The 25,669-nt window shown below is 65.0% G+C and carries 22 protein-coding genes; 9 read left to right on the top strand and 13 right to left on the bottom strand.

Annotation, left to right across the window (positions count from 1 at the left end; genetic code table 11):
• Positions 1 to 71: 71 nt before the first annotated feature.
• Both QA639_RS18810 and QA639_RS18805 read right to left on the bottom strand, forming a co-directional pair.
• Entirely contained in the window at positions 72 to 686 is a 615-nt protein-coding gene (locus QA639_RS18810) for a TetR/AcrR family transcriptional regulator (RefSeq protein ID WP_157344772.1), read from the bottom strand.
• Positions 687 to 746: 60 nt separating this feature from the next.
• Complete coding sequence (locus tag QA639_RS18805) at positions 747 to 1,298, bottom strand: PaaI family thioesterase (RefSeq protein ID WP_157344774.1); 552 nt, start codon at positions 1,296 to 1,298, stop codon at positions 747 to 749.
• Between the two features lie 222 nt (positions 1,299 to 1,520).
• On the opposite strand from QA639_RS18805, the gene QA639_RS18800 reads away from it, so the two are divergent.
• Complete coding sequence (locus QA639_RS18800; RefSeq protein WP_283090421.1) at positions 1,521 to 2,291, top strand: enoyl-CoA hydratase; 771 nt, start codon at positions 1,521 to 1,523, stop codon at positions 2,289 to 2,291.
• Positions 2,292 to 2,301: 10 nt separating this feature from the next.
• Here the strand turns inward: QA639_RS18800 and QA639_RS18795 are convergent, their stop codons facing one another.
• The 3 genes from QA639_RS18795 to QA639_RS18785 form a co-directional block, all read right to left on the bottom strand.
• On the bottom strand, positions 2,302 to 3,714 hold the full coding sequence (locus QA639_RS18795; RefSeq protein ID WP_050386743.1) for a sensor histidine kinase: 1,413 nt from the start codon (positions 3,712 to 3,714) through the stop codon (positions 2,302 to 2,304).
• Positions 3,715 to 3,855: 141 nt separating this feature from the next.
• Positions 3,856 to 5,115, bottom strand: a complete 1,260-nt coding sequence (locus QA639_RS18790) for an MFS transporter (protein ID WP_050386744.1) — start codon at positions 5,113 to 5,115, stop codon at positions 3,856 to 3,858.
• Between the two features lie 228 nt (positions 5,116 to 5,343).
• Positions 5,344 to 6,006 (bottom strand): hypothetical protein, encoded by a 663-nt coding sequence (locus QA639_RS18785; protein WP_283090420.1) that lies wholly within the window; start codon positions 6,004 to 6,006, stop codon positions 5,344 to 5,346.
• A gap of 176 nt (positions 6,007 to 6,182) precedes the next feature.
• Between QA639_RS18785 and QA639_RS18780 the strand changes: the two genes are divergently transcribed.
• From QA639_RS18780 to QA639_RS18770, 3 genes are all read left to right on the top strand, one after another.
• Positions 6,183 to 6,350 carry a hypothetical protein gene (locus QA639_RS18780; RefSeq protein ID WP_198400183.1) on the top strand — a complete coding sequence of 56 codons (168 nt, stop codon included), beginning with the start codon at positions 6,183 to 6,185 and terminating at the stop codon, positions 6,348 to 6,350.
• 762 nt (positions 6,351 to 7,112) lie between these two features.
• Positions 7,113 to 8,309, top strand: a complete 1,197-nt coding sequence (locus QA639_RS18775; protein ID WP_283090419.1) for an acetyl-CoA C-acyltransferase — start codon at positions 7,113 to 7,115, stop codon at positions 8,307 to 8,309.
• A 241-nt stretch (positions 8,310 to 8,550) separates the two neighbouring features.
• On the top strand, positions 8,551 to 9,855 hold the full coding sequence (locus QA639_RS18770; protein WP_283090418.1) for an MFS transporter: 1,305 nt from the start codon (positions 8,551 to 8,553) through the stop codon (positions 9,853 to 9,855).
• Positions 9,856 to 9,882: 27 nt separating this feature from the next.
• Here QA639_RS18770 and QA639_RS18765 read toward each other — a convergent pair whose 3' ends face one another.
• The 3 genes from QA639_RS18765 to QA639_RS18755 all read right to left on the bottom strand — a co-directional run bounded on the left by QA639_RS18765 (position 9,883) and on the right by QA639_RS18755 (position 13,195).
• Positions 9,883 to 11,199, bottom strand: a complete 1,317-nt coding sequence (locus QA639_RS18765; RefSeq protein WP_157344902.1) for a carbohydrate porin — start codon at positions 11,197 to 11,199, stop codon at positions 9,883 to 9,885.
• A 48-nt stretch (positions 11,200 to 11,247) separates the two neighbouring features.
• Positions 11,248 to 12,267 carry a transporter gene (locus tag QA639_RS18760; RefSeq protein ID WP_157344780.1) on the bottom strand — a complete coding sequence of 340 codons (1,020 nt, stop codon included), beginning with the start codon at positions 12,265 to 12,267 and terminating at the stop codon, positions 11,248 to 11,250.
• Between the two features lie 142 nt (positions 12,268 to 12,409).
• A complete protein-coding gene (locus tag QA639_RS18755) occupies positions 12,410 to 13,195 on the bottom strand; it encodes an acetoacetate decarboxylase (RefSeq protein WP_018271149.1) in 786 nt (261 codons plus the stop codon).
• A gap of 241 nt (positions 13,196 to 13,436) precedes the next feature.
• Here QA639_RS18755 and QA639_RS18750 point away from each other — a divergent pair, with 241 nt between their 5' ends.
• On the top strand, positions 13,437 to 14,600 hold the full coding sequence (locus tag QA639_RS18750; RefSeq protein WP_028335007.1) for a patatin-like phospholipase family protein: 1,164 nt from the start codon (positions 13,437 to 13,439) through the stop codon (positions 14,598 to 14,600).
• A gap of 95 nt (positions 14,601 to 14,695) precedes the next feature.
• Here QA639_RS18750 and QA639_RS18745 read toward each other — a convergent pair whose 3' ends face one another.
• Positions 14,696 to 16,255: an acyl-CoA carboxylase subunit beta gene (locus QA639_RS18745; protein WP_028335006.1), complete on the bottom strand. Its 1,560-nt coding sequence runs from the start codon at positions 16,253 to 16,255 to the stop codon at positions 14,696 to 14,698.
• Complete coding sequence (locus QA639_RS18740; protein ID WP_028335005.1) at positions 16,185 to 17,159, bottom strand: IclR family transcriptional regulator; 975 nt, start codon at positions 17,157 to 17,159, stop codon at positions 16,185 to 16,187. Before QA639_RS18740 ends, QA639_RS18745 begins: the two co-directional genes overlap by 71 nt.
• 129 nt (positions 17,160 to 17,288) lie before the next feature.
• Between QA639_RS18740 and QA639_RS18735 the strand changes: the two genes are divergently transcribed.
• From QA639_RS18735 to glsA, 4 genes are all read left to right on the top strand, one after another.
• Positions 17,289 to 17,510 (top strand): acyl-CoA carboxylase biotin carboxyl carrier protein subunit, encoded by a 222-nt coding sequence (locus QA639_RS18735; protein ID WP_028335004.1) that lies wholly within the window; start codon positions 17,289 to 17,291, stop codon positions 17,508 to 17,510.
• 153 nt (positions 17,511 to 17,663) lie between these two features.
• Positions 17,664 to 18,827 carry a TAXI family TRAP transporter solute-binding subunit gene (locus tag QA639_RS18730; protein WP_283090417.1) on the top strand — a complete coding sequence of 388 codons (1,164 nt, stop codon included), beginning with the start codon at positions 17,664 to 17,666 and terminating at the stop codon, positions 18,825 to 18,827.
• A gap of 142 nt (positions 18,828 to 18,969) precedes the next feature.
• Entirely contained in the window at positions 18,970 to 21,033 is a 2,064-nt protein-coding gene (locus QA639_RS18725; protein ID WP_028335002.1) for a TRAP transporter permease, read from the top strand.
• A 22-nt stretch (positions 21,034 to 21,055) separates the two neighbouring features.
• A complete protein-coding gene (glsA, locus tag QA639_RS18720; RefSeq protein WP_050386350.1) occupies positions 21,056 to 22,915 on the top strand; it encodes a glutaminase A in 1,860 nt (619 codons plus the stop codon).
• A 182-nt stretch (positions 22,916 to 23,097) separates the two neighbouring features.
• Here glsA and QA639_RS18715 read toward each other — a convergent pair whose 3' ends face one another.
• The 3 genes from QA639_RS18715 to QA639_RS18705 form a co-directional block, all read right to left on the bottom strand.
• Positions 23,098 to 23,625 (bottom strand): carboxymuconolactone decarboxylase family protein, encoded by a 528-nt coding sequence (locus QA639_RS18715; protein WP_028335000.1) that lies wholly within the window; start codon positions 23,623 to 23,625, stop codon positions 23,098 to 23,100.
• Between the two features lie 525 nt (positions 23,626 to 24,150).
• Positions 24,151 to 24,510 carry a Zn-ribbon domain-containing OB-fold protein gene (locus QA639_RS18710; protein WP_028334999.1) on the bottom strand — a complete coding sequence of 120 codons (360 nt, stop codon included), beginning with the start codon at positions 24,508 to 24,510 and terminating at the stop codon, positions 24,151 to 24,153.
• The gene (locus QA639_RS18705) at positions 24,507 to 25,643 is read right to left on the bottom strand and encodes a thiolase family protein (protein ID WP_157344788.1); all 1,137 of its coding nucleotides are present in this window, start codon (positions 25,641 to 25,643) and stop codon (positions 24,507 to 24,509) included. Before QA639_RS18705 ends, QA639_RS18710 begins: the two co-directional genes overlap by 4 nt.
• Positions 25,644 to 25,669: the final 26 nt, after the last annotated feature.

The following is a 25,669-nucleotide window of genomic DNA, read 5'->3' as shown; positions in this document are numbered from 1 at the left end:
CGCTGTTCAGCAGGCAATAATTTCGCCGTCGTCCCGGCCCTCGCCGGGACGACGTTGGAGAAGCATATCGTCTAATTTACCTTCGCCTTCTTCGCCGGCGCCTTGGCCGCGGCGGCACGTCCCAGCACCGCCTCGCGGCCCGCCGACAGGATCTCGTCGGACATTTCGCCGCTTCCGGCGATGCGCGACATCACGATGGTGCCCATCATGGTCGCCAGCGTCGCCGTCGCCTGCTTGCGGGCGGCCTTGCGCGGCACGTCCAGGATCTGGTCGGCCATCATGTCGATCATCTGGTCGAGCTTGAGGGCAAACGCCTTGCGGGTCTTCGGGCTCTCGCGGGCGATCTCGGCGCCGAGCGCCGGGATCGCGCAGCCCTGGCCGGGATCGTCGCGGTGCACCGCCGAAAGATAGCCGTCGATGATGGTCGAAAGCCGCTTCTCCGGCGGCGTGTCCGCGGCGACCTTGCGCCAGCGCTCGATGGCGCGGTCCATCGCGTAGCTGAAGGCCTCGATCACCAGCGCCTCGCGCGAGTCGAAATGCGCGTAGAAGCCGCCATGGGTCAGGCCGGCGTCCTTCATCAGGTCGGCGACGCCGATGCCGTGGGCGCCCCGCTCGCGCAGCCGCGTCGCGGCCTTCTTGACGATCCGCGCGTGGGTCTCCTGCTTGTGTTCTTTCGAATAGCGCATGCCGCTCTCATGGAATGTTTCTAATCATATAATAGCAGATTTGCGGCCGGAATGCTGCAGTTATTTCGCCTTGTCGGGCACTTTGGGTTCCCCGCCGAGCATCGAAAACGTCGCGGTCGCGTGCACCGCAAGATTGCCCCTGCCGTCGCGGACGAAGCCCTCGGCGTAGCTGGTCTGGCGGCCGAGCTTGATCACCTTGCCTTCGGCGCTGATGGTGCCCGACCGTGCCGACAGCGGCCGCAGATAGGTCAGCTTGAGGTCGAGCGTCACCGAGGTCTGCCCCGCCGGCAGCATGGTCGAGATCGCGCAGCCCATCGCGGTATCGAGCAGCGCCGCGGCGGTCGCGCCGTGCAGCAGGCCGATGGTGTTTTCCAGGCTCTCATGCGGCTCGAGTTCCATCACGATGCGGCCCTCGTCGACCACCGCCATGCGGAAGCCGATCAGTTTCGCCATCGGCGGCGGCGGCAACCGGCCGTCGCGGATCGCGCGCATCGCCTCGATCCCGGACATCGGCAGCGCCGCCTTCGCCACGGGTCCCGGCGCCTGCCATTCCACCACGCGGGCGCGCCGCAAATCGGGCGAATGAAGATCGATGCTTTCGGCGGCAGTCATGACGGCTCCATTTATATGATAATTATAATTCTATAGATCCGTGTCCCTCGGCGCAACCGCCGCACCCGGTCCCTTGACAGAGCCATGCTTTGTCCGGGACATGGCCCAAGTCATTCCGAGGCGACGCAAGCGTCGAACCCGGAATCTCGAGATTCCGGGTCTGGTGCTTGCGCACCATCCCGGAATGACTTGTCGATCCAATCCTGCGCCGGGACTTTTTCCATGGACATGCTCAATCCCCACTGCGGCATCGCCCGCGACGACAGAGGCGTCGTCCGCCTGACCATCTGCAACGCCGGCAAGCTGAACATCGTGAGTTCCGCCGTCACCAACGGCGTGCGCGAGGGCTTTGAGCATCTGGCCGCCGATCCGAGCATCCGCGCGGTGATCCTGACCGGCGAAAGCGAGCGCAGCATGATCGGCGGCGCCGACATCAAGGAAATGGCGAGGCTCGACCAGCCATCCGCCGAAGCATTCATCAGCCGGCTGCGCGACCTCTGCGAGGCCGTGCGCAAATTCCCGGCGCCGGTGATCGCCCGCCTGCCCGGCTGGTGCCTCGGCGGCGGCCTCGAGGTCGCGGCGGCCTGCGACGTCCGCGTCGCCGCGCATGACGCGATGTTCGGCATGCCCGAGGTGCGCGTCGGCATCCCCTCGGTGATCCACGCCGCGCTGCTGCCGCGCCTGATCGGCTGGGGCCGCGCCCGCTGGCTGATGATGACCGCGGAGAACATCGACGCTCAAACCGCGGTCGCCTGGGGCCTGGTCGACACCGTGGCAAAACCCGGCGGCCTCGACCAAGCCGTCGAGCACACCGTCAAGGCGCTGCTGGAATGCGGCCCCGAGGCGCTACGGATCCAGAAGGATCTGCTGCGGCAATGGGAAGAGCTGCCGCTGACCGAGTCGGTGAACCTCAGCGTCGGCGTGTTCGGAAAGTCGTTCCAGACCGGCGAGCCGCAGCGGCTGCTGCAGGGGTTTTTGGACCGGAAGCGGTAGCCGCCAGCGCTCAGCTGGAGACAGGGATCTCGATCAACACCAGCGTGCCGCGGCCCGGTTCGCTCTCCAGCGCGATCCGGCCGCTGAGCGACGACACGACGGTGTTAAAGGCGATGTGCAGGCCGAGGCCGATATTGCCCCGCTCCCGCCCGGTGGTGAAGAACGGATCGAACACGCGGGCTTGCAAATCCTCGCGGATGCCGACGCCTTGGTCGGCGCAGGCGATCCGCGCCAGCGCCTGATCCGGCTGCGTCACCGTCATGGTGAAGCGTCCGCCGCGGCCGTCGGGATAAGCGTGCGCCGCGGCGTTGAACGCCAGGTTGCTGATCACCTGCGCCAGCGCGCCGGGATAGCTGCTCAGAACGATGCCTTGCGGGCAGTCGAGTTCGACGATCAATCCCTGCCGGGACAGCAGCGGCCCGAGCTTCGCGATCAGCTCGGACAGCCATCCGCCGAGCTCGAATGTATGGCGCTCCTCGTCGGCGTGGTGGATGGCGACCTGCTTGAAGCTGTGCACCATCTCGGATGCCCGATGCAGGTTTTCCGAGGTCAGTCGAAGGCCGTTCTCGATCCGTGCAATGCCCCTTGTCAGGTCGGAGCGCCGGACGGCTGCGCCCTTCAGCGCCTCGCCCATCGCGCGAAGGTCCGCCTCCATGGTCGTTGATGTGGTCAGCGCCAGGCCAAGCGGCGTGCTGACCTCATGTGCGACACCGGCGACGAGCTGCCCGAGCGAGGCCAGCTTCTCGGCCTGCACGAGCTGCGATTGCGTCGCGTGCAAATCGCGCAACGAGGCTTCCGAGCGCTCCTTTTCACGTTTCAGCGCCTGCGCCGTCCGGAACTGCTGGCGCGCGCGGAACTCGCGGGCGGCGACGGCGTAAAGCGACAACGCATAGGCATTGATGACGAGGGAATGATTGATGAAGCGCAAGCCCGGCGGCAACGCCGGCCCGAGTGATTCAGCGATGCATAGCGCAATCCATGTCGTGAGACAGAACACGGCCAGCGGCCCGATCCGGAGCGGCAGCATGGTCGAGACGAACAGGATCACCATCATCACGCCGGGTGCCGCATAGGTGAATCCCGAGGGCAGCACGAGGTAGACGCTCGGCAGCACGCAGCCTGGAACGACGCAATAGACGAGGAAGATCGTCTCGGCCCACGGCTTCATCGCGGGCACCGAGAGCAAGGCGGTGAGCGGCAGCAAGACCAGCACGGCGACCCCGCCGCGGATCGCCAGCGTGGTCGCCACGACGTCGGGATAGAGCACCCAATCCCAGAACGCATATCCGGCATAGGTAAAGGCGCCGAGCAGCATCGCGACCTGTGTCCAGCCGATATTGCCCCGCACGTACTGGTCTACAAATCGGCGCTCCTCGACGATGTCGTCGAATCGCAGTCCAAGGCGGGTCAAAAGACGGAGCATTACAATATCAAACGAAAAAGGCCTGGCACTGGAACTGGGCACTGCAAATGGGAGCGTCGAAAATGATCTACGACAGCTTGCCCGCGCTGTCGCGTCCTTTTGGCGCATCGGCGACCGCGGCGCGGCATCGCGCCGCGCCCCTCACCGGGCGTTGGCCGGGGCGTGGGTCGGCCAGAGGTCGGCGCGCCAGTGCAGCGCGATCGCCAGCATGGCGATGAAGCCGGCGGCGGCGAGCAGCGTGCCGGTCGCGGTGTAGCCGATCAGGTCGATCAGGCTGCCGGCAGCGAGCAGCCCGAGCGGCAGGCCGTAGATCACCATCATGCGCACGCCCATGACGCGACCGCGCAGATGCGCGCTGGCGTTGCGCATCAGCATCACGGCGGCCGAGATCATCGACATGCTCTGCGCGATGCCGGCGAGCAGCAGGCAGGCCATCGCGACCGGCATGGTCCGGAGCTCGACGAACACCAGGAGCATGGCGTACCAGGCGAGCGTCGCGCCGATCAGAAGCCGCGCGATGCGTACCCCGCCGGCCATGCTGAGCGTGATCGAGCCGATCAGCGAGCCCACCGCAAAGCTTGCCGAGAGATAGCCGAGCCCGGTCTGGTCGGTAAGGAAGATGTCGCGCGCGACATAGGGCAACAGGCCGTTGGTCAGTGGAAACGCGGTGAGGTTGGCCAGGAACGCGACGCAGAGCGCGGCGCGCATGCCCGGGCCGCTCCAGGCATAGACGATGCCCTCCTTGAGGTCGCGCAGCAGCTTTGAACCCGGCGCGTCGCCGGCCGCGAGATCGGTCGTGCCATGCGACTTGGGGCGGCTCATGCAGAGCATCAGGATGGCGGCGACGAAATAGAAGCCGGCGATCCCGACGTAGACATAGCCGATGCCGAGCGCCGCGAACAATCCGGCCCCGGTCAGGGCTCCTGCGATGCGCGCCGAGTCCTGCGTGGTGCGCGCCAGGCTGATGGCGCCCACCAGCTGCTCCGGCGGCATGATGTCGGCGAGCAGCGCGCCGCGCACGCCGAGATCCGACGGGCGGATCACGCCCATGATCGCGACGATAATCATGACGTTGAGCGGGGCGAGATGCCCGGTCAGCGCCAGCGTCATGATGGTGCCGGCGAGCGCCGTATAGGCAAAGCGCATCACGGCGAGGAGATCGCGGTGCCCCATGCGGTCGCCGATCATGCCGACGACCGGCGCGACCAGCGTGCCGACATATTGCAGCGACGCCAGCACGGTCAACAGCAGCACCGAGCCGGTCTCGACCATGATGTACCAGCCGAGCACCAGCGTCTCGACCTCGAACGCCCACGAGGTGAGCAGATCGGACGGCCATTGAAAGCGATAGCTGCGGATGCGAAATGGCGCGAGCGCGGAGGTCCGCGTGGTCCCGCTCAAGACGCGATGACGCGTGTCACGGCGTGTCCTGCCCTTTTTCCTTGTTCTTCTGGGTCTTGGTTCTTGATCGTGCTTGCGGCGCTTTGAATCTGTCTTGAGTCGCTTGGGAAAATGCCCTGTTCCGGCAGCGTAGCGCCGAGGCGATTGCTGTCAATCGAAGCCGCCGCATGCGGCCATGCACGATGGTATCCGCGGCGACGGGATAGCGCAGCCTCGCGAAGCGCAGGCCTACACCGGCGGCACGGCGCGCCGCAGCATGAAATGGGTGGGTATGAAAGCGAGCAGCGGCAGGCCGATCATCAGGCCGGCCAGCCACACCAGCGGCGGCACGAAGCCTTGCGCCGCCCTGTCGCTGGTGCCGAAGACGTAGTTGATGTTGACCGGAGTCATGCCCGGGTCCGGCCGCGGTCCCGGCATCACAAAGTAGCAGATCAGCAGCAGCGCCCATGCCAGCACGCTCCAGGCGATCAGCGCGCGCTGGTCATAGCCGAGCCGCCAGACCAGGAACAGCAGCAGGAACGGCAGCCAGCCGTGGAAGCCCGACAGGAACCGCAGGAACAGCGACAGGTTCTGGTCGAACATGTAGTCGGTCATTCCGGTGAGCGAGTAGCCGGCGACATGGGCGAGAAAGTCGATCACCCAAAATGTTTGCGGCACAAGGAGTCCGACGGCGCACATCGAAATCAACAGCGCGCTCTCGGTCCAGATCCCGATCAAGGTGAGGATCAGGCAGACGTCGCAGAAATACAGAAAGTTGGTCGGCCCGTAACAGTAGGTGTACACCGGCACCAGGACGGCCATGAAGGCGCTGAAGCCGATCTTGACGGAGAGCGGAATGCGGGCGGACGGCTGCTCGACGGCGATCACGGACATTGCGGTGGGACTTTCCATTGCACAATCCGCCAGCCTTAGCGCCGGATCGGTAAACAGACCCGTATTTCGCAACCTTGAATTGATCAGCGTTCGGAATTCGGTTAACGCCAACTCAGCGGTGCCGGTACAGTTTTAGCTGCCCGCGCGCGCGATGATCGTGCTAGCATGCCTGTTCCGAAGCCGCGGAGGACGACATGAACGCCTTCGAAGTTTTCGCGATCTACCTGGCGCCCTTTGTGATCATCGCGATCGCAATCCGGCTGCTGATGCGGCGTTATGCCGTCGACCTGCCGGACGTGCAGAAACAAGCGGGCTTCGCGCCGAAGCGACGATTTCTGCTCGGCGCCTGGCGGTCGGATTAGATCAAATCGCAGACAAGCTCGGATGCGCCGCCGCCCGGCGAAATTCTCAATCACTGATTTGCCCGACGACGCAAGCGAAGACCAAACCAGTGTATGGTTTGTCCGTCTCACCCGATCGAGGGCGCTTCGCGGTCGATGCAAAGCTCGGGCGATTCATGCCGAGAATGCGACGTGTGACTCACAAGAGGCGCCCAACACTCGGTGTCGTCCTTGCGAAAGCAGGGACCCGTAACCACCGATGCTGATTGTTGCGCGATGTTGGAACGACGAGTCGCTTCAACAACCATCCGCCGCGGAGTATGGGTCCCTGCTTTCGCAGGGACGACGCCTGGGAAGCAACCGTGGACTCTCATTCTCCCCGGTGTCATCACCCGCTCATGCGGGCATCCAGTACGCCGCGGCCTCTCGGCTCAAGCATTGCGGCTTCTGGAATACTGGATCACCCGCATGCGCGGGTGACGACATCGCGTGGTGAACACTTTGAATCGAGAACCATCTTCCTCGTCGTCCTGGCGAAGGCCAGGACCCATTACCCCGAATGCGAATTGCCTCGCAATACTGGGGCCGCGGCCTTTCCCACAACAAAAGTCGGTGGTTATGTATCCAAGCTTTCGCCAGGCCGACATTGGTGATGGCGGTGATCCCATCCCCAACTCATGCGAACACGACATTTTGTCATGAGAGCCGCAGTTGCAATTTTTGCATTGCATCATATGATGACAATAATTCAATCAAATCCCCGGCATTGAAGGGACTCCTGCCATGGCAACCAGCACCGATCCCGTCGTCATCCTCTCCGCCGCCCGCACCCCGCTCGGCCGCTTCATGGGCGAGCTCGCGCCGCTGCCGGCGCACAGGCTCGGCTCGCATGTGATCGGCGCGGCGCTGGAGCGCGCAAGACTCGCGCCCGAGCGCATCGACGAGGTGTTCATGGGCAACGTGCTGCCCGCCGGCCAGGGCCAGGCCCCTGCCCGCCAGGCCGCCCGCGGCGCCAGACTGCCGGACGCCACCGGCGCCACCACCGTCAACAAGGTCTGCGGCTCCGGCATGAAGGCGACCATGCTCGCCCACGACATCATCAAGGCCGGCTCGGCCGAGATCGTGCTGTCCGGCGGCATGGAGAGCATGAGCAATGCGCCGTATCTGTTGCAGAAGGCGCGCGGCGGTTATCGCGCCGGCCACGACCGCATCATCGATCACATGATGATGGATGGGCTCGAGGACGCCTATGAGACCGGCCGCTCGATGGGCGATTTCGGCGAGGCGACCGCGGAGGCCTATCAGTTCACCCGCGCCGACCAGGACGCGTTCGCGATGGAGACGCTGAGCCGTGCCCGCAAGGCGGTCGAGGGCGGCGCCTTCAAGGCCGAGATCGCGCCGATCACGCTCGCCGAGAAGGCCGGCCCGCGCATCGTTGCCAATGACGAGCACCCGCTGAAGGTCGATCCGGCAAAAATCCCCGGCCTGAAGCCGGCATTCCGGGCGGGCGGCACCATCACACCGGCCGCCTCATCCGCCAATGCCGACGGCGCCGCAGCGCTGATCCTCAGCCGGCGCTCGCTCGCCGATCGCGATGGATTGCCTGTTCTGGTCGAGATCAAGGGCCACGCCACCCACAGCCAGGAGCCGCAGTGGTTCACGACAGCGCCGATCCCGGCGATCAGAAAACTGCTCGACAAGGTCGGCTGGAGCGTCGGCGATGTCGACCTGTTCGAGATCAACGAGGCGTTTGCGGTGGTCGCGATGGCGGCGCAGCGCGACCTCGGCATTCCCAGGGACAGGCTGAACATCAACGGCGGCGCCTGCGCGCTCGGCCATCCGATCGGCGCCACCGGCGCGCGGCTGATCGTGACGCTGCTGCACGCGCTGGAGGCGCAGAACCTGAAGCGCGGCGTTGCCGCGCTGTGCATCGGCGGCGGCGAAGCCACCGCGATCGCCGTCGAGCGGGTCGCGCACTGATCCGGTATGCCGTCATTGCGAGCGACGCGAAGCAATCCATCTCTCCTCGCGAACCGAACGATGGATTGCTTCGTCGCTTCGCTCCTCGCAGTGACGGTTAGTTATGAAAGGCGTCCATGAGGCAATACGACGGCCTGGCGTCCGAGTCCTAAAACGAGGGAACTATGGCATTTTAGCCATGGCTCCCTCGTGCCATATTGCGCATCACGCAAAGCTTTCACCGCAATCGATCCGGAACACAATGATCTCGAACTGGCTTGCTTCCACCCTCGCCCGCCGCAACATCCACTACGGCTGGGTGATGGTGGCCGTGACTTTCCTTGCCGCGCTGATCTCCGCCGGCACCGTCGGCGCGCCCGGCGTGTTCATCGTGCCCCTGCAGAAGGAGTTCGGCTGGTCCACCGCCGAGATTTCCTCGGCGCTGTCGATCCGCTTCATCCTGTTCGGGCTGATGGCGCCGTTCGCCGCCGCGCTGATGAACCGCTACGGCCTGCGCAACGTGACGCTGGCGGCGCAGCTGATCGTGGTCTGCGGTCTATTGGCCTCGCTCGCCATGACCCAGGTCTGGCAGCTCATCCTGCTGTGGGGTGTCGTGATCGGGATCGGCACCGGGATGACCGCGCTGGTGCTCGGCGCGACGATCGCGGCGCGCTGGTTCGTGGCGCGGCGCGGCCTCGTGGTCGGCATCCTCACAGCAAGCGTCGCGACGGGACAGCTCGCCTTCCTGCCGCTGCTTGCGACACTGACCGAGCGCTACGGCTGGCGTGTCGCGCTTGGGCTGGTCTGCGTCATGCTCGGCGTCGCCGCCTTTGCCGTGCTGATGGTGATGCGCGACCGGCCGAACGACGTCGGGCTGCGTCCGTTCGGCGACGAGGGCACCGCGCCGCTTCCCGCGCCGCCGCCGGCCAATGTGCCGATCGTGGCCGCCGCGCTCGGCACGCTGCGCGACTCCGCGAAGTCCTCGGTGTTCTGGATCCTGTTCGCGACCTTCTTCGTCTGCGGCGCCTCGACCAACGGCCTGGTCCAGGTTCATTTGATCCCGATGTGCCTGGACTACGGCATCCCGCAGGTGCAGGCTGCAAGCCTGCTCGCCGCGATGGGGATCTTTGATTTCTTCGGCACCATCGTCTCGGGCTGGCTGTCGGACCGCTACGACAACCGCTATCTGCTGTTCTGGTATTACGGCCTGCGCGGGCTGTCGCTGCTGTTCCTGCCGTTCTCCGACTTCACGTTCTACGGGCTGTCGCTGTTCGCGATGTTCTATGGCCTCGACTGGATCGCGACGGTACCGCCGACGGTGCGCCTCACCGCGCAGCGCTTCGGTGCCGAGCGCGCCAATCTGGTGTTCGGATGGATCTTCGCCGGGCACCAGCTCGGCGCAGGCGCCGCCGCGTTCGGCGCCGGACTGTCGCGCACGATCTATCAGAGCTACCTGCCGGCGTTCTTCATTGCCGGTGCGCTGTGCATCTTTGCCGCGCTGATCGCGCTGGCGATCGCGCGGCCGCAGCCGAAATCGGTGGCGGAGCCGAAGCCGGTCGCGGCCTGAGGCCGCTGCCTGCGCGACGTGCGCCGGTCAGTACGACAGGATGGTGCGCATCCCGAACACCACGCTGTCCTTGATCCGATGCGTTTGCGTCGGATCATTGGGATCGACGGCGCCGCCGCCGGGATGGGCGATGTATTGAAACATCGGCTGCATGGTGAAATTCGGGTTCACCACGTGCTGGTAGGTGATCTCGAGGATCGCTTCGTAGTCGCGGATCGGATACGGCGTGCCCGTGATGATCTGGGTGTCGCGGTCGAGCGCACGCGCGGCGTCCGAAATCCTGGCATAGATCGCGGCGATGCCGAACCGATCGTCCGGATAGGTCTCGCTGAAACCGGTGAACAGGAAGCCGCCGTCGACATAGGTGCTGATCAGGTTGCGGTCCGACGGGCTGACCGAGGCGCGCATGAAGAACGCAACGCCCTTGTCAGCGTCCGGCCTGGCGCGCGCAAGCAGCTGCTCATAGACCATGAAGATGCCGTTGTCCCGCCGCAGCCATCGCGTGTCGCCGGAGCTGTCGGGATCGGCGAGCGAGAGCCCGTCGGCCGAGAAGCGCTGGTCGGCGAACGAGCCCATGTGATACCAGGCGCCGCCGGTGATGGTCGCCGGCAGCCTGCTCTCGCCGATCTCGAACTTGTATTTGAGCTGGCCGATCCACCATGGCGGATCGTTGACCCGGAAATTGAGCCCGTGGGCGTTCAATATCTGCGGGTCGTCCATGCCCTGCGGCGGCGAAGCCGAACCGTCGAACAAGGCCAGATAGGCGGTGATGCGGTCGGACAGATTGGCCTTGATCCGGATGCCGGGCACGGCAAGTGGCGGCGACGGTCCGCCGGCCGGCAGAATGGTGCCGACAATGCCGGGCCAGCCGAGCGCCGAATTGATGAAGATGTCGTCGTACTGGCTGTCGATGAACTCGACGTCCGAGCCCTGCTGGCCGACGCGCACCGAGAGTTTGCCGCCGAGCAGCTTCTGCTCGATCCAGAATTCATAGAGCCGCGTCGCCGGCAGCGACTCGACGCCGGACACCAGGAACAGGTTGCCGACATAGCTCCGCGACAGCCCGTCGCCGTGGATCTGGTATATGTTGGCGTGGAAGGTCGCACCGGTCCAGCCCATCACCTTCTCGAGGTCGATGGTGGTGCCGAGATCGAGACGGCCGGTATAGGCCGCGCCGTTGCTGACACCGCCGGAGACGTTGGAAAACCCCTCACCGATATAGGTCAGGCTGAACTGGTAGCCGGCCTCCTCGAGTGCAGCCCGCGTATCAGCAATCCGCTCGGCGATCGGCTTGTCTTCGGCATTCGCCGGCGCGCCGAGCGCAAGGGCCGCGGCCACCAACATCGCGCGGGAAAGAACTCTGCACATCGGGAATGCCGCGGTGCGCTCGCACTATTTGACGATGCCGAGCCGCCGCATCAGCAGATAAGCCAGCAGCGCCGACCCAATCAGAAGGCCGGCCGCGACCAGGAACCCGCTGTCGACGTCGGTCAACGGCAATCCCTTGGTGTTCATGCCGAAGATGCCGGTGACGAGCGTCGGCGGCAGCAGCATCATGGTGACGACGGACAAGGCGTGGAGATGCTTGTTGCTCTCCTCCTCGAGCTTGAAGCGCAGCTCCTCCTCGAGCAGGCGGCTGCGCTCGTGCAGTTCGACGATGTCGTGGTCGAGACCGTCGAGCCGCTGCGCGAGCTTGCCGGCCTGCAGCCGCAGCGCCGGGCTGAGATTGTCGGTGTTCTTCTGCTCGAGCCGGTGAAACAGCACGCGCAGGCCGGCGAGCTGGCGATGCAGGCGCACACAGGTGCGGCGCATCCGGCTCAGATTCTTGCGCAGCTCCGATCCGGTATCCTCGGCGAGCACCCGCTCCTCGATCGCATCGATATCGGTGCCGATCTTGTCCGTCATGCGGTCCATGGTGTCGGCGATCTCGTTGACGATCTTTTCCAATAGCGCCGCGACGCTGCCGACGCGATGGCCGCCCTCGAGCACGCGGCGCGTCGCATCGGCGGAGCACAGCGCCTGATGGCGGCCGCTGACCAGGAGGCGTTCGGTCATCGCAAAGCGGAGAAAGCCGGTCTCCCGGGTCGCGGCGTCAATATCCCGCACCAGATCGGAAAACACGCCGTAGACGCAATTGTCGACGACGTGGATCTGCTGGAAATTGTCATTCGACAGCAGCAGGTCCCGCGCGAGCTGCGGGATGTGCATGTTGGCAAGCCATGCCCGGGTGCGGACGTCGGTCAGGTTGAAGTGCAGCCACAGCCTTCCGTCATGGCTCGGCTCGATCGGCGCATCGATCGGAAGCGCCTCGGCACGGCCGTCGTGATGCAGGCGGAACGCCCAGACCAGACCGGGGACCGCCTCACGGGTCAGCAGCGACCCTGCCGGAGCGGGAGGTGGATCAGCCAGCATGGCCCGCCCCCAAGGCAATCGGTAACGCAACCGCGCGAAATGACATGTTCAAGACCTCGCCCACGCGCAACGCTGAGCAAGCGCGTCCCCTCGACGCAACATAGGAGGACGCGCCTGTTACAGTTTTATGTCAGCGACCGCCCTACTCGGCCGCAAGACCGGTCGGCGCCGCCGCTTCCGCGGCCTCCTTGTTGTAGTCGTGCACGACGCGGCCGAACGGCAGCGTCAGGTCGGCGAGGAAGTGATGCGCGCCGACGACACGCTTGACCGGGAAATCGGCGACCGGTGCATTGACGTGCGGCACCAGGTGGAGCCGGCCGGGTCCGATCCAGGAGCCCTTGACGACGATGTCGGTCAGGTTGATCGCGACCAGCTGGCAGACCTCGAGATGGCCGTCGACGCCGGGGATCATCTTCAGATTAACTTGCGTCTTCGACAGCGTAGCGCGGGTGACGTCGCCATTGCCCGCCATGCTCTCGTGCTTGTAGCCCATCGTGCCCATCGCGACGAGCTGGCCGGCATATTCCAGCGTGCCGGTCAGCGTGTCCTTGACGATCTCGAGCTTCGGATGGGCGTACTTCTTCGGAAAGCCCCAGATCTCGCGGCCGGCCGCGATCGGCGGATCATCGTCGAGATACATCTGGCAGACGAAGTTGACCTCTTCGCCATGCAGGCGCGCGGGGATCACGAGGCCGGACTCGGTGTAGCTGCCGAAGCCGGAGCTGTCGGGCATCTTGATCCATTCGTAATGCACGATCGCCTGCTCGATCGGCTCCAGTGGCTCGGGCAGGCCGGCGCGGATCAACTCCGGATCGGTCTCATAGGTGATGACGAGGAATTCGCGATCGATGAAGCGATACGGACCGGCGGGATAGCTCGGGCCGGCGGCCGGCATCGACGGAAGCTTGAGCAGATCTTCCCTGCGCATCGCAAATAACCTCGTGTTTGAAAAGTTTGCGCGAAAGCTAGCGGCCGAGATTGACAGCGATGTGAGGAATTTCCGTCAGGTACATGACCGCGGTTGCGCTTGCGTGACTCGCGTTTCGTTGATGAGGCCAATGCTAACCATGCAGGCGGGCATGCCGGATGCGCCGAGCGCGGGCGTTGCATTTGTCATCACGGCGTCATCGGCGCGCTGAATTCTCGCCGCAAATTCTGGAGTGTCTGATATGGACGCGCGAACGCCGCATTTCGACGATATCGATCACGCGACACCGGGCTGGCGTCCGGAAGGCTGCGATCGCGTGGCTCTGGTCCTGCAGGGCGGCGGCGCGCTCGGTGCCTATCAGGCTGGCGTCTATCAGGCGCTCCATGAATCCAACATCGAGCCCGATTGGGTGTGCGGCGTCTCGATCGGCGCAATCAACTCGGCTATCATCGCCGGCAATCCGCCCGAAAAGCGGCTCGAGCGGCTGCACACGTTCTGGGATCGCATCACCAGCCGCAAGATCTGGCACTACACGCCGGACGGCGACGTCTTCCGCAAGGCCCGCAACCTCACCAGCTCATGGCTGACGACGACGCTCGGACAACCCGGCTTCTTCACCCCGCATCAGAGCAATCCGTGGTTCAGCCCGGCCGGCGCGCGCACCGCCACCAGCTACTACGACACCACGCCGCTGCGCGAGTCGTTGCTTGAGTTGGTCGATTTCGACCGCATCAATTCCAAGAAGATACGCTTCGCGGTCGGCGCAGTGAACGTGCTCTCCGGCAACTTCATCTATTTCGACAATGCCCATGACGAGATCATCCCCGAGCACATCATGGCGAGCGGCGCGCTGCCCCCGGCGCTGCCGATGGTGAAGGTCGGTACCGATCATTTCTGGGACGGCGGCATCGTGTCCAACACGCCGCTGCAGCATCTGCTCGACCAGGAAGACAACATGAATTCGCTGGTGTTCCAGGTCGACCTATTCTCGGCGCGCGGCGCGCTGCCGCGCGACATCCAGGACGTGATGGCCCGGCACAAGGACATCATGTATTCGTCGCGCACCCGCTACAACACCGACGTCTATCGCAAGACCTACAATCTGCGCACCGCCCTGCACAACGCGCTGGGAAAAATCCCCGACGGTCAGCTCTCGGACGAGGAGCGCCAGCTCAAGAAGGCAAACGCCCGGCTGCCGGGCATCACGCTGTTGCAGCTGATCTATCAGCAGAAGGCCTATGAGGGCGACGCCAAGGACCACGAATTCTCCGGCACCTCGATGCGCGAGCATTGGGTGAGCGGGCACGAGGACACCAAGCGCTCGCTGAAGCGGCGCGAATGGATCAAGATGCCCGAGAACGGCATGGGCATCGTGATCCACGACGTGCATCGGGAGAGTGAATAAGACATGTCGTTCCGGGGCATGCGAAGCATGAACCCGGAACCTCGAGATTCCGGGTTCGGTCCTGCGGACCGCCCCGGAATGACGGCGTGAAAGCCTTACGGCCGCGTCGACATGTTGCTCGGCGGCCCGGCCTTGCGGATCGGTTCGGCGAGACGCGCGAACTCGCAGAGCACCGAACGCGTCTTGCGCGGATCGATCACCTCCTCGACCCAGAACTTCTCGGCCGAGCGGAACGGCGAGCGCAGCTTGTTGAGGCGATCCTCGATCTCGCGCAGCTTGGCCGCGGGATCGGCGGCCGCATCGATCTCGGCGCGATAGGCCGCCTCGATGCCACCCTCCAGCGGTAGCGAGCCCCAATATGCCGACGGCCACGCGTAACGCATCGAGAAGCGGTTGGCCGGCTGATGCACCACGCCGGCGACGCCGAAGGCGTTGCGGATGATGATGGTGCACCACGGCACCGTGCTCTGGTTGACCGCCGCCATCGCCCGCACGCCATGGCGGATGGTCGCTGTCTTCTCCGCCTCGAGCCCGATCATGAAGCCCGGGCAATCCATCAGGTAGACCACCGGCAGATGGAAGGTCTCGGCGAAGTCGACCCAGCGCACCACCTTCTGGCAGGCGTCCGCGGTCCACGAGCCGCCATAGTGGAACGGATCACTGGCGAGCAGCAGCACCGCCCTGCCCTCGATCCGCGCCAATCCGGTGATGATCGGGCGGCCGAAATTGGTGCCGACCTCGAAGAACGAGCCCTTGTCGACGACGGCATCGATGATCGGCCGCATCTTGTAGACCTGCCGGCGGTTGCGCGGCACGGCCTTGAGCAGCGATTCCTCGGCACGCTCCGGATCGTCGGTGCAGGGAATGGTCGGCGGCAGGTCGTAGACCGACGGCGGCAGATAGGACAGGAAGCGCCGCGCGTAGTCGAACGCCTCCTCTTCGGTCTCGACGGCCTGATCGATCGCGCCGGCGCGGGTCTGGATGTCGGCGCCGCCGAGCTCCTGCTTGGTCAGATCCTGCCCCAGGCGCTTCACCACCGGCGGGCCGGCGACGAACATCGCGGAGCTCTTGGTCATGACAGAGTAATGCGTGGCGGCGAGCCGCGCGGCACCGAGGCCCGCGACCGAGCCGAGCCCGAGACCGACCACCGGCACGCGGGCCAAATTGGCGGTCGTGTACCAGTACCAGCGCGTGCCGCCGACGCCGCCGGGCAGATTGGCCGCGCCCCTGGTCTCGATCGTCTTCACCGAGCCGCCGCCGCCGGAGCCCTCGATCACGCGAACGATCGGCAGGCGGAAGTCGTGCGCCATCTCCTCCGCCATGAGCGGCTTGGCGGAAATCGATGCATCCGCCGAGCCGCCGCGCACGGTGAAGTCGTCTCCGACCACGACCACGGTGCGGCCGTCGACCCTGGCGCGGCCGAACACGCAGTTCGCCGGCGTCAGGCGCTTGAGTTCGTTGCTCTCGTCATATTCGGCGATGCCGGAGATGGCACCGACCTCGTGAAAGCTGTTCTGGTCGACGAGCTTGTCGATGCGCTCACGAACCGTGAGCCGGCCCTGGTCGCGTTGCCGCTTGACCTTGTCAACGCCTCCCATCTCCCGCGCGAACGCTTCGCGGCGGGCGAGGTCGTCGAGTTCCGGCTTCCAGTTCATTCACTGCTCCCGTCTTGATGATTTTGTTGTTGTTATGGGCGGTCACCGGAAGCGACTTGCGTTCGATCCGATTGCTGAAGATGTCGCCGTCGGCGCCTTCGAGCAGGCTGCCGAGTGCGGCCGCGAGCTCGACCATTTGCGGCGCCACCTCGCGATGCAGCCGCGCCTCGTCATACATCGCCGAGAGCAGGCCGATCGTGGTGACCACATAGGTCTGGTACTGCGGCGACCACAGCGGCACCGCGACGCCGTTGATGTGCGGGCTCCACAGGCCGCAGGCGACGACGTAGCCGTGCTCCTGCAAATGCCGGCGGTTGGCCTCGATGCGCGGCGTCAGCATCTTGGCGCTGTCGGGCAACTCGCCTTCCATCTCCGCGATCAGCGCGTCGCCGACCGCGGGATCGAGCGCGGCCGTGTAGGCGTGGCCGGCCGCGGTGGTCGCCATCGAGATCCGGCTGCCGGTGGCCTCATGCAGGCCGAGCGCGTTCGCCGCGCGGGCGAACTCCAGATAGACCAGGTGAAAGCGGTCGGGGATGACGAAGCCCACCGTGCCGGGCAACTGATCGGCGACATCCTGCAGGCGCAGCCGGATCAGATTGCGCAGCTGCAGCCCCTTCATCATCGTGGTGCTCATCGCGACCGCGCTCGGGCCGATGCGATATTTCTGGTCGCGCGGCAGATAGACGAGCTGTCCCATCCGCGTCAGCGTGTGCGTCAGCCGCGACACCGTCGAACGCGGCAAACCGCAGCGGTTCGAGATCTCGAGATTGCCGAGCCGGGCCTCGTGTCCCTCGAAGCACCGCAACACGTCGAAGGCGCGCGACACCACCTGGATGACATCGCCATCGCCTGTCTCGCTGGCGAGCATTCCCTGCCTGCTAAGCCGTTCCGAGCGCCTTCCCATTTGCTTGGCTCCATTCCGTCCTGCGGAATAAAATTCCACTTGCAGAAGAAGCTACCTCAGGCAATCTGCCGCCACAACAAAAAGCCGTTCGCCGGATGAAATTTCCGCAAGACGGTATCGGAGAGTGGAATGCCAGATATCAAGGTTGTGACCGAAGTTGCCGGGCGCGTTTGCGCGCTTCCTGTCGAGACCGGCAGCAGCATCGGCGATGGCGACGAGATTGCGTTCGTCGAAGCGATGAAGATGGAAATACCGGTCACGTCGACTGCAGCAGGCAAAATCAAGTCGATTCTGGTCAAGATCGACGATGTCATCGCCGAAGGCCAGGCGGTCGCGATCGTCGAGACCTGAGATCCCGTCCTTCCAGTCCAGCCGCGACAATCTGTCCGGTGATGCAGCTGCCGAAATCGCCGGCTTGCGCCGGAGGTAGCGTTGCCATCGCCGGATCACGATGCAATCATCCCGCCCGGAAAAGTTTCGCACAGCGAAACAAAGGGAGGAATTATGATCCATCGGCTGATGGCGCTCGCGCCTGCCGCACTTGCCGGCATTTCGATCTTCGCTGCCCTGCCCGCCTCGGCCGAGGACATCAAGCTGCCGCCGACCATGGCGGTGACCGCCTACGACACCGGCACCGCCGGCTTCAACATCGCGGTCGGCGTCGGCAAGATGATGAAGGACAAATACGGCACCGACGTCCGCGTGCTGCCGGCCGGCAATGACGTCGCGCGGCTCGCGCCCCTGCGCGCCAAGCGCGCGGTCTCCTCGGCGATGGGATCGGGTACCTATTTCGCACAGGAAGGCGTGTTCGAGTTCGGCGCCAAGGAGTGGGGCCCGCAGCCGCTGCAGCTCATGCTGTCGTCGGTCGACTGCAATTGCGGCGCGCTCGGCGTGGCGGCCGATGCCGGCGTCAAGGAAATGAAAGACCTTCGCGGCAAGCGCGTCGGCTTCGTGGTCGGCTCGCCGGCGCTGAACCAGAACTCGCTCGCGATGCTCGCGTTCGGCGGCCTCACCCAGAAGGATGTCAAGATCGTCGAGTTCGCAAGCTACGGCGCGATGTGGAAAGGCCTGATCAACAACGACACCGATGCCGCCTTCGGCACCACGATCACCGGCCCCGCCAAGGAAGCCGAGACCTCGCCGCGCGGCCTGATGTGGCCGCCGCTGCCCGCCGACGACAAGGAAGGCTGGTCACGGGTGAAAAAGGTCGGCTCGTTCTTCTTCCCACAAACCGCAACCTGCGGCGCCGGCATCTCGCCGGACAAGCCGATTCAGCTCGGCAATTACCCCTACCCGATCTTCGTCGCCTATGCTGCGCAGCCGGTCGACCAGATCTATGCGATCACCAAGGCGATGATCGTCAACTACGACGCCTACAAGGATTCGGCGCCCGGCGCCGCCGGGCTCGGCGCCGACCGGCAGACCAAGAACTGGGTCGTTCCCGTGCATCCCGGCGCGGTGAAGGCGCTCAAGGAAACCGGCCACTGGAGCGACGAGCAGGAGGCGCACAACAACGCTCTTTACAAGCGCCAGGAGGTGCTGGCCGCCGCCTGGACGGATTACGGCAAGTCGAACCCACCGTCGGACGACAAGGCCTTCCTCGATGGCTGGATGAAGGCACGCGCTGCGGCGCTTGCGAAAGCCAATATGCCCAATGGCTTTGAGTGAGACCCGCCAACGCGCGATGAGATCGGGTTAGTCGTCATCGCGCTTCCGCCCGTTTGAGCATGGCGCTTCGGAAAACCGCTTCGCACTTTTCCGGATCATGCTCTAGGTTATGGGCAAAACGGACAACATTGGGGGATGCGTAATGCCCGAGAACGCCGCGGCTGCGCCTGCGAAAAGAATCGAATTTGAAGATCCGCATGCCGGTCTCGACAATCTGCAGGAGGCCGAGGTCACGCGCGTGCGCACCCTGCGCGGGGTGTGGCGCTGGGCGCTGGTGGTCGCAACCGCCGCAACCATCCTGCTCTGCATCAACCAGCAATTCTCGCTGCGCTTCTTCATCGATTATACCCAGCTCAACACCGAATATTTCTATCTCTTGATCGCGTTGATGCTGCCCTTCACGTTCCTGATCTTCCCCGGGACGGAGCGCGCGCCGCTGAACCGCATTCCCTGGTATGATCTCGCGCTTGCCGTCGCGACCTTCGCCGCCTCGATCTGGCTGATGCTCAACGTGCGCAAGGCGGCGCAATATGGCTGGGAGTCCGACGGCGCTCCCAGGAACGTCATCATTGCCGGCCTCGTGATGTGGGTGATGCTGATGGAGGCGCTGCGCCGGACCGGCGGCTGGAGCCTCCTGCTCAGCGTGCTGCCCTTCACCGTCTATCCGCTGTTCGCCGAGGCCAGCTGGCTCGGGCCGTTCAGGGGCTCGCAGCTCACGCTCGACCAGACCACCGCCTATCACGTGCTGTCCGGCGAGAGCCTGCTCGGCATTCCGATCCAGGCCTTCGCCGACACCGTGATCGGCTTCCTGGTGTTTGGCACCGCGCTGATGATGACCGGCGCCGGAAAATTCTTCATCAACCTCGCCTTCGCGCTGTGCGGCACGTTCCGCGGCGGCGCCGCCAAGGTCTGCATCTTCGCGTCCGGCCTGCTCGGCATGATGTCGGGCTCGATCGTCTCCAACGTGCTGACCGCCGGCACCATGACGATCCCGGTCATGAAGAAGAGCGGCTTCCGCGCCTCCTATGCCGGCGCGATCGAGGCCTGCGCCTCCACCGGCGCCGTGCTGGCGCCGCCGGTGATGGGCGCCACCGCGTTCGTGATCGCGCAGTTCCTCAATATCAGCTACGCGGAGGTCGCGGTGGCCGCGATCGTCCCTGCGGCGCTCTACTATGTCGGCCTGTTCATGCAGGTCGATTCCTACGCCGCACGCCACGGGCTGAAGGGCATTCCGCGCGCCGAGCTGCCGCGCGTGATGGATACGATCAAGGACGGCTGGTACTACGTCTTCGTGATCGCGCTCCTGATCGTGATGCTGCTGTATTTCAAGCGCGAAAGCCACGCGCCGTTCTACGCCACCGCGCTGCTGCTGGTGCTGAACCAGATCTTCTCCAAGGAGAGCCGCTGGACGCTCGGGACGATCGGAAAATTCCTCGAGGTCAATGGCCGTACCTTCGTCGAGCTGGTCGGCATCCTCGCCGGTTGCGGTCTCCTGATCGGGGCGTTCTCGATGACCGGCGTGGTCTCGAGCCTCGCCAACGATCTGTTGACGCTTGCGGGCGACAACGCGTTCCTGCTGCTCGTGATGTGCGCCTTCACCAGCCTGATCCTCGGCCTCGGGTTGACCACCACCGCCTGCTACATCTTCCTCGCCATCCTGGTCGCGCCCGCGCTGGAGAAGCTCGGGCTGAACCGGATGGCGGTGCACATGTTCATCTTCTATTGGGGCATGCTGTCGTCGATCACGCCGCCGGTGGCGATCGCCTCCTTCGCCGCCGCCGGTATCGCCGGCTCGCCCGCGATGAAGACCGGTTGGGAATCGATGTGGGTCGGCAGCATCATCTATTTCATCCCGTTCTTCTTCGTGCTGAACCCGGCATTGGTGATGCAGGGCCCGAGCCCCTATCTCGCCGGCCTCGGCCTGATGGCGCTTGCGGCGTGCGGCACCCTGTTCATCTGCGGCGGCATCCAGGGCTATCAGGCCTTCGTCGGCGACCTCCGCGGCGCCGGTGCCCTGGAATGGCCGCTCCGGGTGCTGCTGGTGATCGGCGGCTTCGTGCTCGCGACGCCTGGCGGCGGCATCAACCCGCTGTCGCAGCTGCAGGTATCGCTGCTGGGGGTCGCGATCCTCGCCCCGACGGTGCTGATCGCGTTGCTGCTGGTCCGCCGTCAGGCGCTGGTTCCGAACCAGTTGCGCGCGCCCTGATTGCGATGCACAACAGGAGGCGATGAAACGATCGCCTCCTCCCGTCACCGCCACCACCACGGCCTGGTCCAGCTCGAAGCCGCCGCTGCTGCGGTTTCTGCACACTTGTCACGCAGACTTCCTGCCGGAGGCCACCGGCGCGGTGGCCGACTACATCCCCGAGCTCGGCAAGGCCGACCCTACCCATTTCGGCATCAGCCTGGCGACGCTCGACGGCCACGTCTACGAGGTCGGCGACACCAGGGTGCCGTTCACCATCCAGTCGATGTCGAAGCCGTTCGTGTTCGCGCTGGCGCTGGACACGCTGGGCGCCGAACGAGTGGAAAGCGTGATCGGCGTCGAGCCATCCGGCGACCCCTTCAACTCGATCCGGCTCAATGCCGAGAACCATCCGTTCAATGCGATGGTCAATGCCGGCGCGATCGCCTGCTCCGGTCTGCTCCACGCCGACAAGGGCGACGGCGCGTTCGAGTTTATCCGCCAGGCACTCGGCCGCTTCGCCGGGCGTGAGCTCGATGTCGACGAGGCGGTCTACGCCTCCGAGAGCGCCACCGGCGACCGCAACCGGGCGATCGGTTATCTCCTGCGCACCAACAGCGTGATCACCGAGAATGTGCCTGCGGTGCTCGACGTCTATTTCCGGCAATGCTCTATCCTGGTCACCGCGCGCGACACCGCCGTGATGGCGGCGACGCTCGCCAATCGCGGCATCAATCCGCTGACCGAGGAGCAAGTCGTGACGCCCTACGCGATCGCGCGCACGCTGTCGGTGATGACCTCGTCGGGCATGTACGACTATGCCGGCGAATGGATCTACCGCGTCGGCATTCCCGCCAAGAGCGGGGTCGGCGGCGGCATTCTGGCGGCACTGCCGGCGCGGCTCGGGCTCGGCAGCTATTCGCCGAAGCTCGACAAGCACGGCAACAGCGTGCGCGGCATCAAGGTGTGCGAGACGTTGTCGGCGCATTACGACCTGCATATGCTGAACCGCAGCGACGACGCGCGCCACAGCATCATCGCCGACTACAATATCGGCAAGAACCCGTCGCGGCGGGTGCGCCGGCCGCAGGAGCAGGAGATCCTGGCAAGGCACTTCCAGGAAGTTCGCGTGATCGAGCTGGTCGGCACCCTGTCGCTCTCCAATGTCGACTATGTCTCGCGCCGCCTCGCCGGCAGCCCGCGGCCGGAATTCGTGATCTTCGACCTGCGCCGCGTCACCGCGACGACCCGCGCCGGCGCAAGGCTGGTGGCCGAGGCCTTCCAGGAGCTCGCCGAGCTCGGCGTCACCGTGATCCTGTCCGGCATCAAGCGCACCTCGCGCGAATGGGCCACGATCAGCGAGTGGACCAGGCGGCTCGGCAATATCAGGGATTTCTATCTGCTCGACACCGCGATCGAGTGGGCCGAGGACCAGATCGTCTACCGCTATGGCGGCTCGATCGACTTCCTCGAGACCACGGAGCTTGCCGAGCAGCCGCTGCTCGCCGGATTGAGCGAAGCCGAGATCGCCGATCTCACCGCGCTCTGCACGGTCCGGACCTACCAGCAGAATGAAAAGGTCATCGCCGCGGGCGGTGAGGCCACCTCGCTGTTCTTCCTGCGCAGCGGCGTGGTCCACGTCACCCTGCCGGACGGCATCCGGCTCGCGACGCTGACTGCCGGCATGGCTTTCGGCGAGATGGCGCTCCTGGAGCCGACACGCTCCGCGGACGTGCTCGCTGACATGTCGGCGACCGCCTATGAGGTCGCGATCAGGGATTTCGAACGCTTCCGCGAGCAGCACCCGCGCGCCGGCGAGCGGATCATGCGCAACCTCGCGCAGATCCTCGCCGATCGGCTGATCGTGGCGAATGCTAAGGTCGATCTGCTGACGTCGGGCTAATTCTTCACCCTCTCCCCGCCCTTCGCGGGGAGAGGGTTGGGTGAGGGGCTGCATCCGCAAAATAACTTCGAGTCAGACTCGCGGAGATTCCCCCTCACCCGGACCGCATTCCGCTTCGCTGCATGCGCTCCGGCCTCTCCCCGCAGGCGGGGCGAGGCGAAGGACTCCGCGACGCGATCCGCTCAGCTCACCACTTCCGTCACCGGCTGCATGTCGATTTCGAACGTCTCGAGGAATTTCGACGTCATGATGTAGAAGCCGACCGAGAGCTGCAGCTCGATCAGCGCGGCCGGCGTCAGCTTCGCCGCGATCGTCTTGAAGGTCGCGTCGGTCGGCTTCTTCAGCTTGACGATCTCGTCGGTGAAGGCGAGCGCCGCGCGCTGCACCTCGTTGAAGCAGGTCGCGGACTGCCAATCCTCGAGCGCGGCGTTCTGCTCGTCGGTGACGCCGACATTCTTGCCGATCCGCTTGTGCGCGACGATCTCGTAGGGCGCCTCGCAGAGAATGCCGGTGCGCGTGATTGCCAGCTCGCGCACGACGGGATCGAGCTCGCCCTTGTGGCGGATCGCGCCGCCGAGCCGGCAATACTGCTCAAAGTAGCTTGGCGAATGCGCCATCATGCGAAAGATGTTGGCGTTGCGGTTCTTGTCGAGGATCTCGCGGGTCCGCGGGTTTGCCTTCGCGGGATCGGAGTAGTCGATACGGGCCATTTCCTAACCTTGATCTTGCTGTCGTTTCTGTCGGGTTCCGAAACACTAGAGCCTTTTCCGTTCCGATGAAATCGGAACGGGGCTCTAGATCCTTGTTTTGACGCGTTTTCTTCACGCGAACCGGTATCCACTTCGCTCAAAAACGCTCCGTACGGGCCGCTGTCGCAGGAGCAACACGCGCGAGTCAAATTGCCGCCGCATTCCCAGACAACGCTGTCACAGTCGATATTCGCTGAGTGGGGACTCGTCAAAAGCGAATACTCGACGCGGGGTGTTCCGAGTAAAAAATCCGGCCGTCTTGCGCGCAGTTTGCGCAACGATGAGTCACGCCCAAGTCTAGGGGAAACGCATGAAGGAAGCCACCAAGAGGGCGGCCTCGGAAGCGCTTGCGCAAATGCTGGCGGTGACGGCGATGCTCGTCATCGCCAGCGTCATCTTTTATTGGCACTAGTATCCGCAAACTATGAGGGGCAAGAGCGAACCTGTTCAGCCTGGTCTCGCGTTCTGACTGGATCGTTCAGCCCCTCATTTCGTCTTTGAGAAATACGGAACCAACCTCCCCGCGAATTGCGTGAAGCGCGCCGCGACCTTGTCACCGATGGCGAGGTCGTTGTCGCCATGGGCCATCATGCGAAAGCCCTCGTCGGCATCGACAAGCACGATATTGTACGGCACATGCGCCCGCGTCTCCGGCGTCGCCGCGCGGCAGACCAGCGAGGTCGCATATACTGTCCCTGCCCCGCTCGCGCGACGCTCGGCAAGATCCGGCGAACCGCATGCAGCGCAAAAGCTGCGGCGGAAATATTGCCGCGCGCCGCAGCCGTTGCAGGTCTGGTAGACGATGGCTTCAGTGCCCTTGGTCCAGTCCACGATCCGTCCGCTCATCGCACGCGCTCCAGGAACATGCTGACATGTGACGACAGCACCCCGCCATCGCCGTGCAGCAGCGCCACCGAGGCGTCGCGCACCTGACGATTTTCGGCGCGCCCGGTCATCTGCAGATGGGTCTCGACCAGATGCGCCATCGCGCCGCCGACGCCGCAATGGCCGTAGCTGAGCAGGCCGCCATGGGTGTTGAGCGGCATCTCGCCATCCTGATTGAAATAGCCGGCACGCACCCGCGCCGCCGCCTCACCGCGCCCGGCAAGGCCGAGATCCTCCAGCAGCATCGCGAGCGTGATCGTGAAGCTGTCGTAGACCGCGGCGTAGCGCACGTCCGAGATCGCGACGCCCGCCGCCTGCTTCGCTTTCGCGATCGAAATCTCGGCGCCGAGTTCGCTCAGCGCAGGCGCGGCGGTGACATGCTGATGGGTGTGCGCCTGGGCGCAGCCGCGGACACGGACCCGCCGCTCGCCGGCCGGCTCGCGGCTGATCACGCAGGCCGCGCCGCCGTCCGACACCGGGCAGCAGTCGAGCAATTTGAGCGGCATCGCCACGGGCTTGGAGGCCATCACGTCGGCAACCGTGATCGGCTCGTGGAATTGCGCGCCGGGATGCGTCAGCGCGTGCTTGCGCATCAGCACCGCGAACTCGGCAAGGTCTTCCTGCGTGAGGCCGTATTCATGCATGTAGCGCGTCGCGACCAGGCCGTAATAGGCCGGGATCGTCGGCCCCAGCGTCACCTCGTAATCGGGATGCCCGACCTGGGCCAGCGCCTGGATCGAGGCGTCGCGGCTCTGCCCGGTCAGCCGGTTCTCGCCGCCGACCACCAGCACATGTTTTGCAACACCGGCGTCGACCAGGTGATGCGCCAGCATGGTCATCGCAAGCCCGGTGGCGCCGCCGACCTGCACGGCGTGCGCGTAAGACGGGCGAATGCCGAAGTGCTCGGCGAATACCGTGGCCAGCATGATATGCGGCGAGACCGTGGAGTAGCCGCAGAGGATGCCGTCGATGTCGGAGCGCTTCAGCCCGGCATCCGAGATCGCAAGCCCGGCCGCCTTGCTCATCAGGTCGAGCGAGGACAGGCCCTCATGCTTGCCGTAGGACGTGAGGCCGACGCCGGTGACGAAGCTCATCGTGTCTCTACCTTCTCCATCGTCAT

Origin of the sequence: Bradyrhizobium pachyrhizi, assembly GCF_029714545.1 — a bacterium.
GTDB classification, from domain to species: Bacteria; Pseudomonadota; Alphaproteobacteria; order Rhizobiales; family Xanthobacteraceae; genus Bradyrhizobium; species Bradyrhizobium pachyrhizi.
The sequence above is the reverse complement of the archived record's forward strand: the minus strand, read 5'-3'. Positions and strand labels throughout refer to the sequence as shown.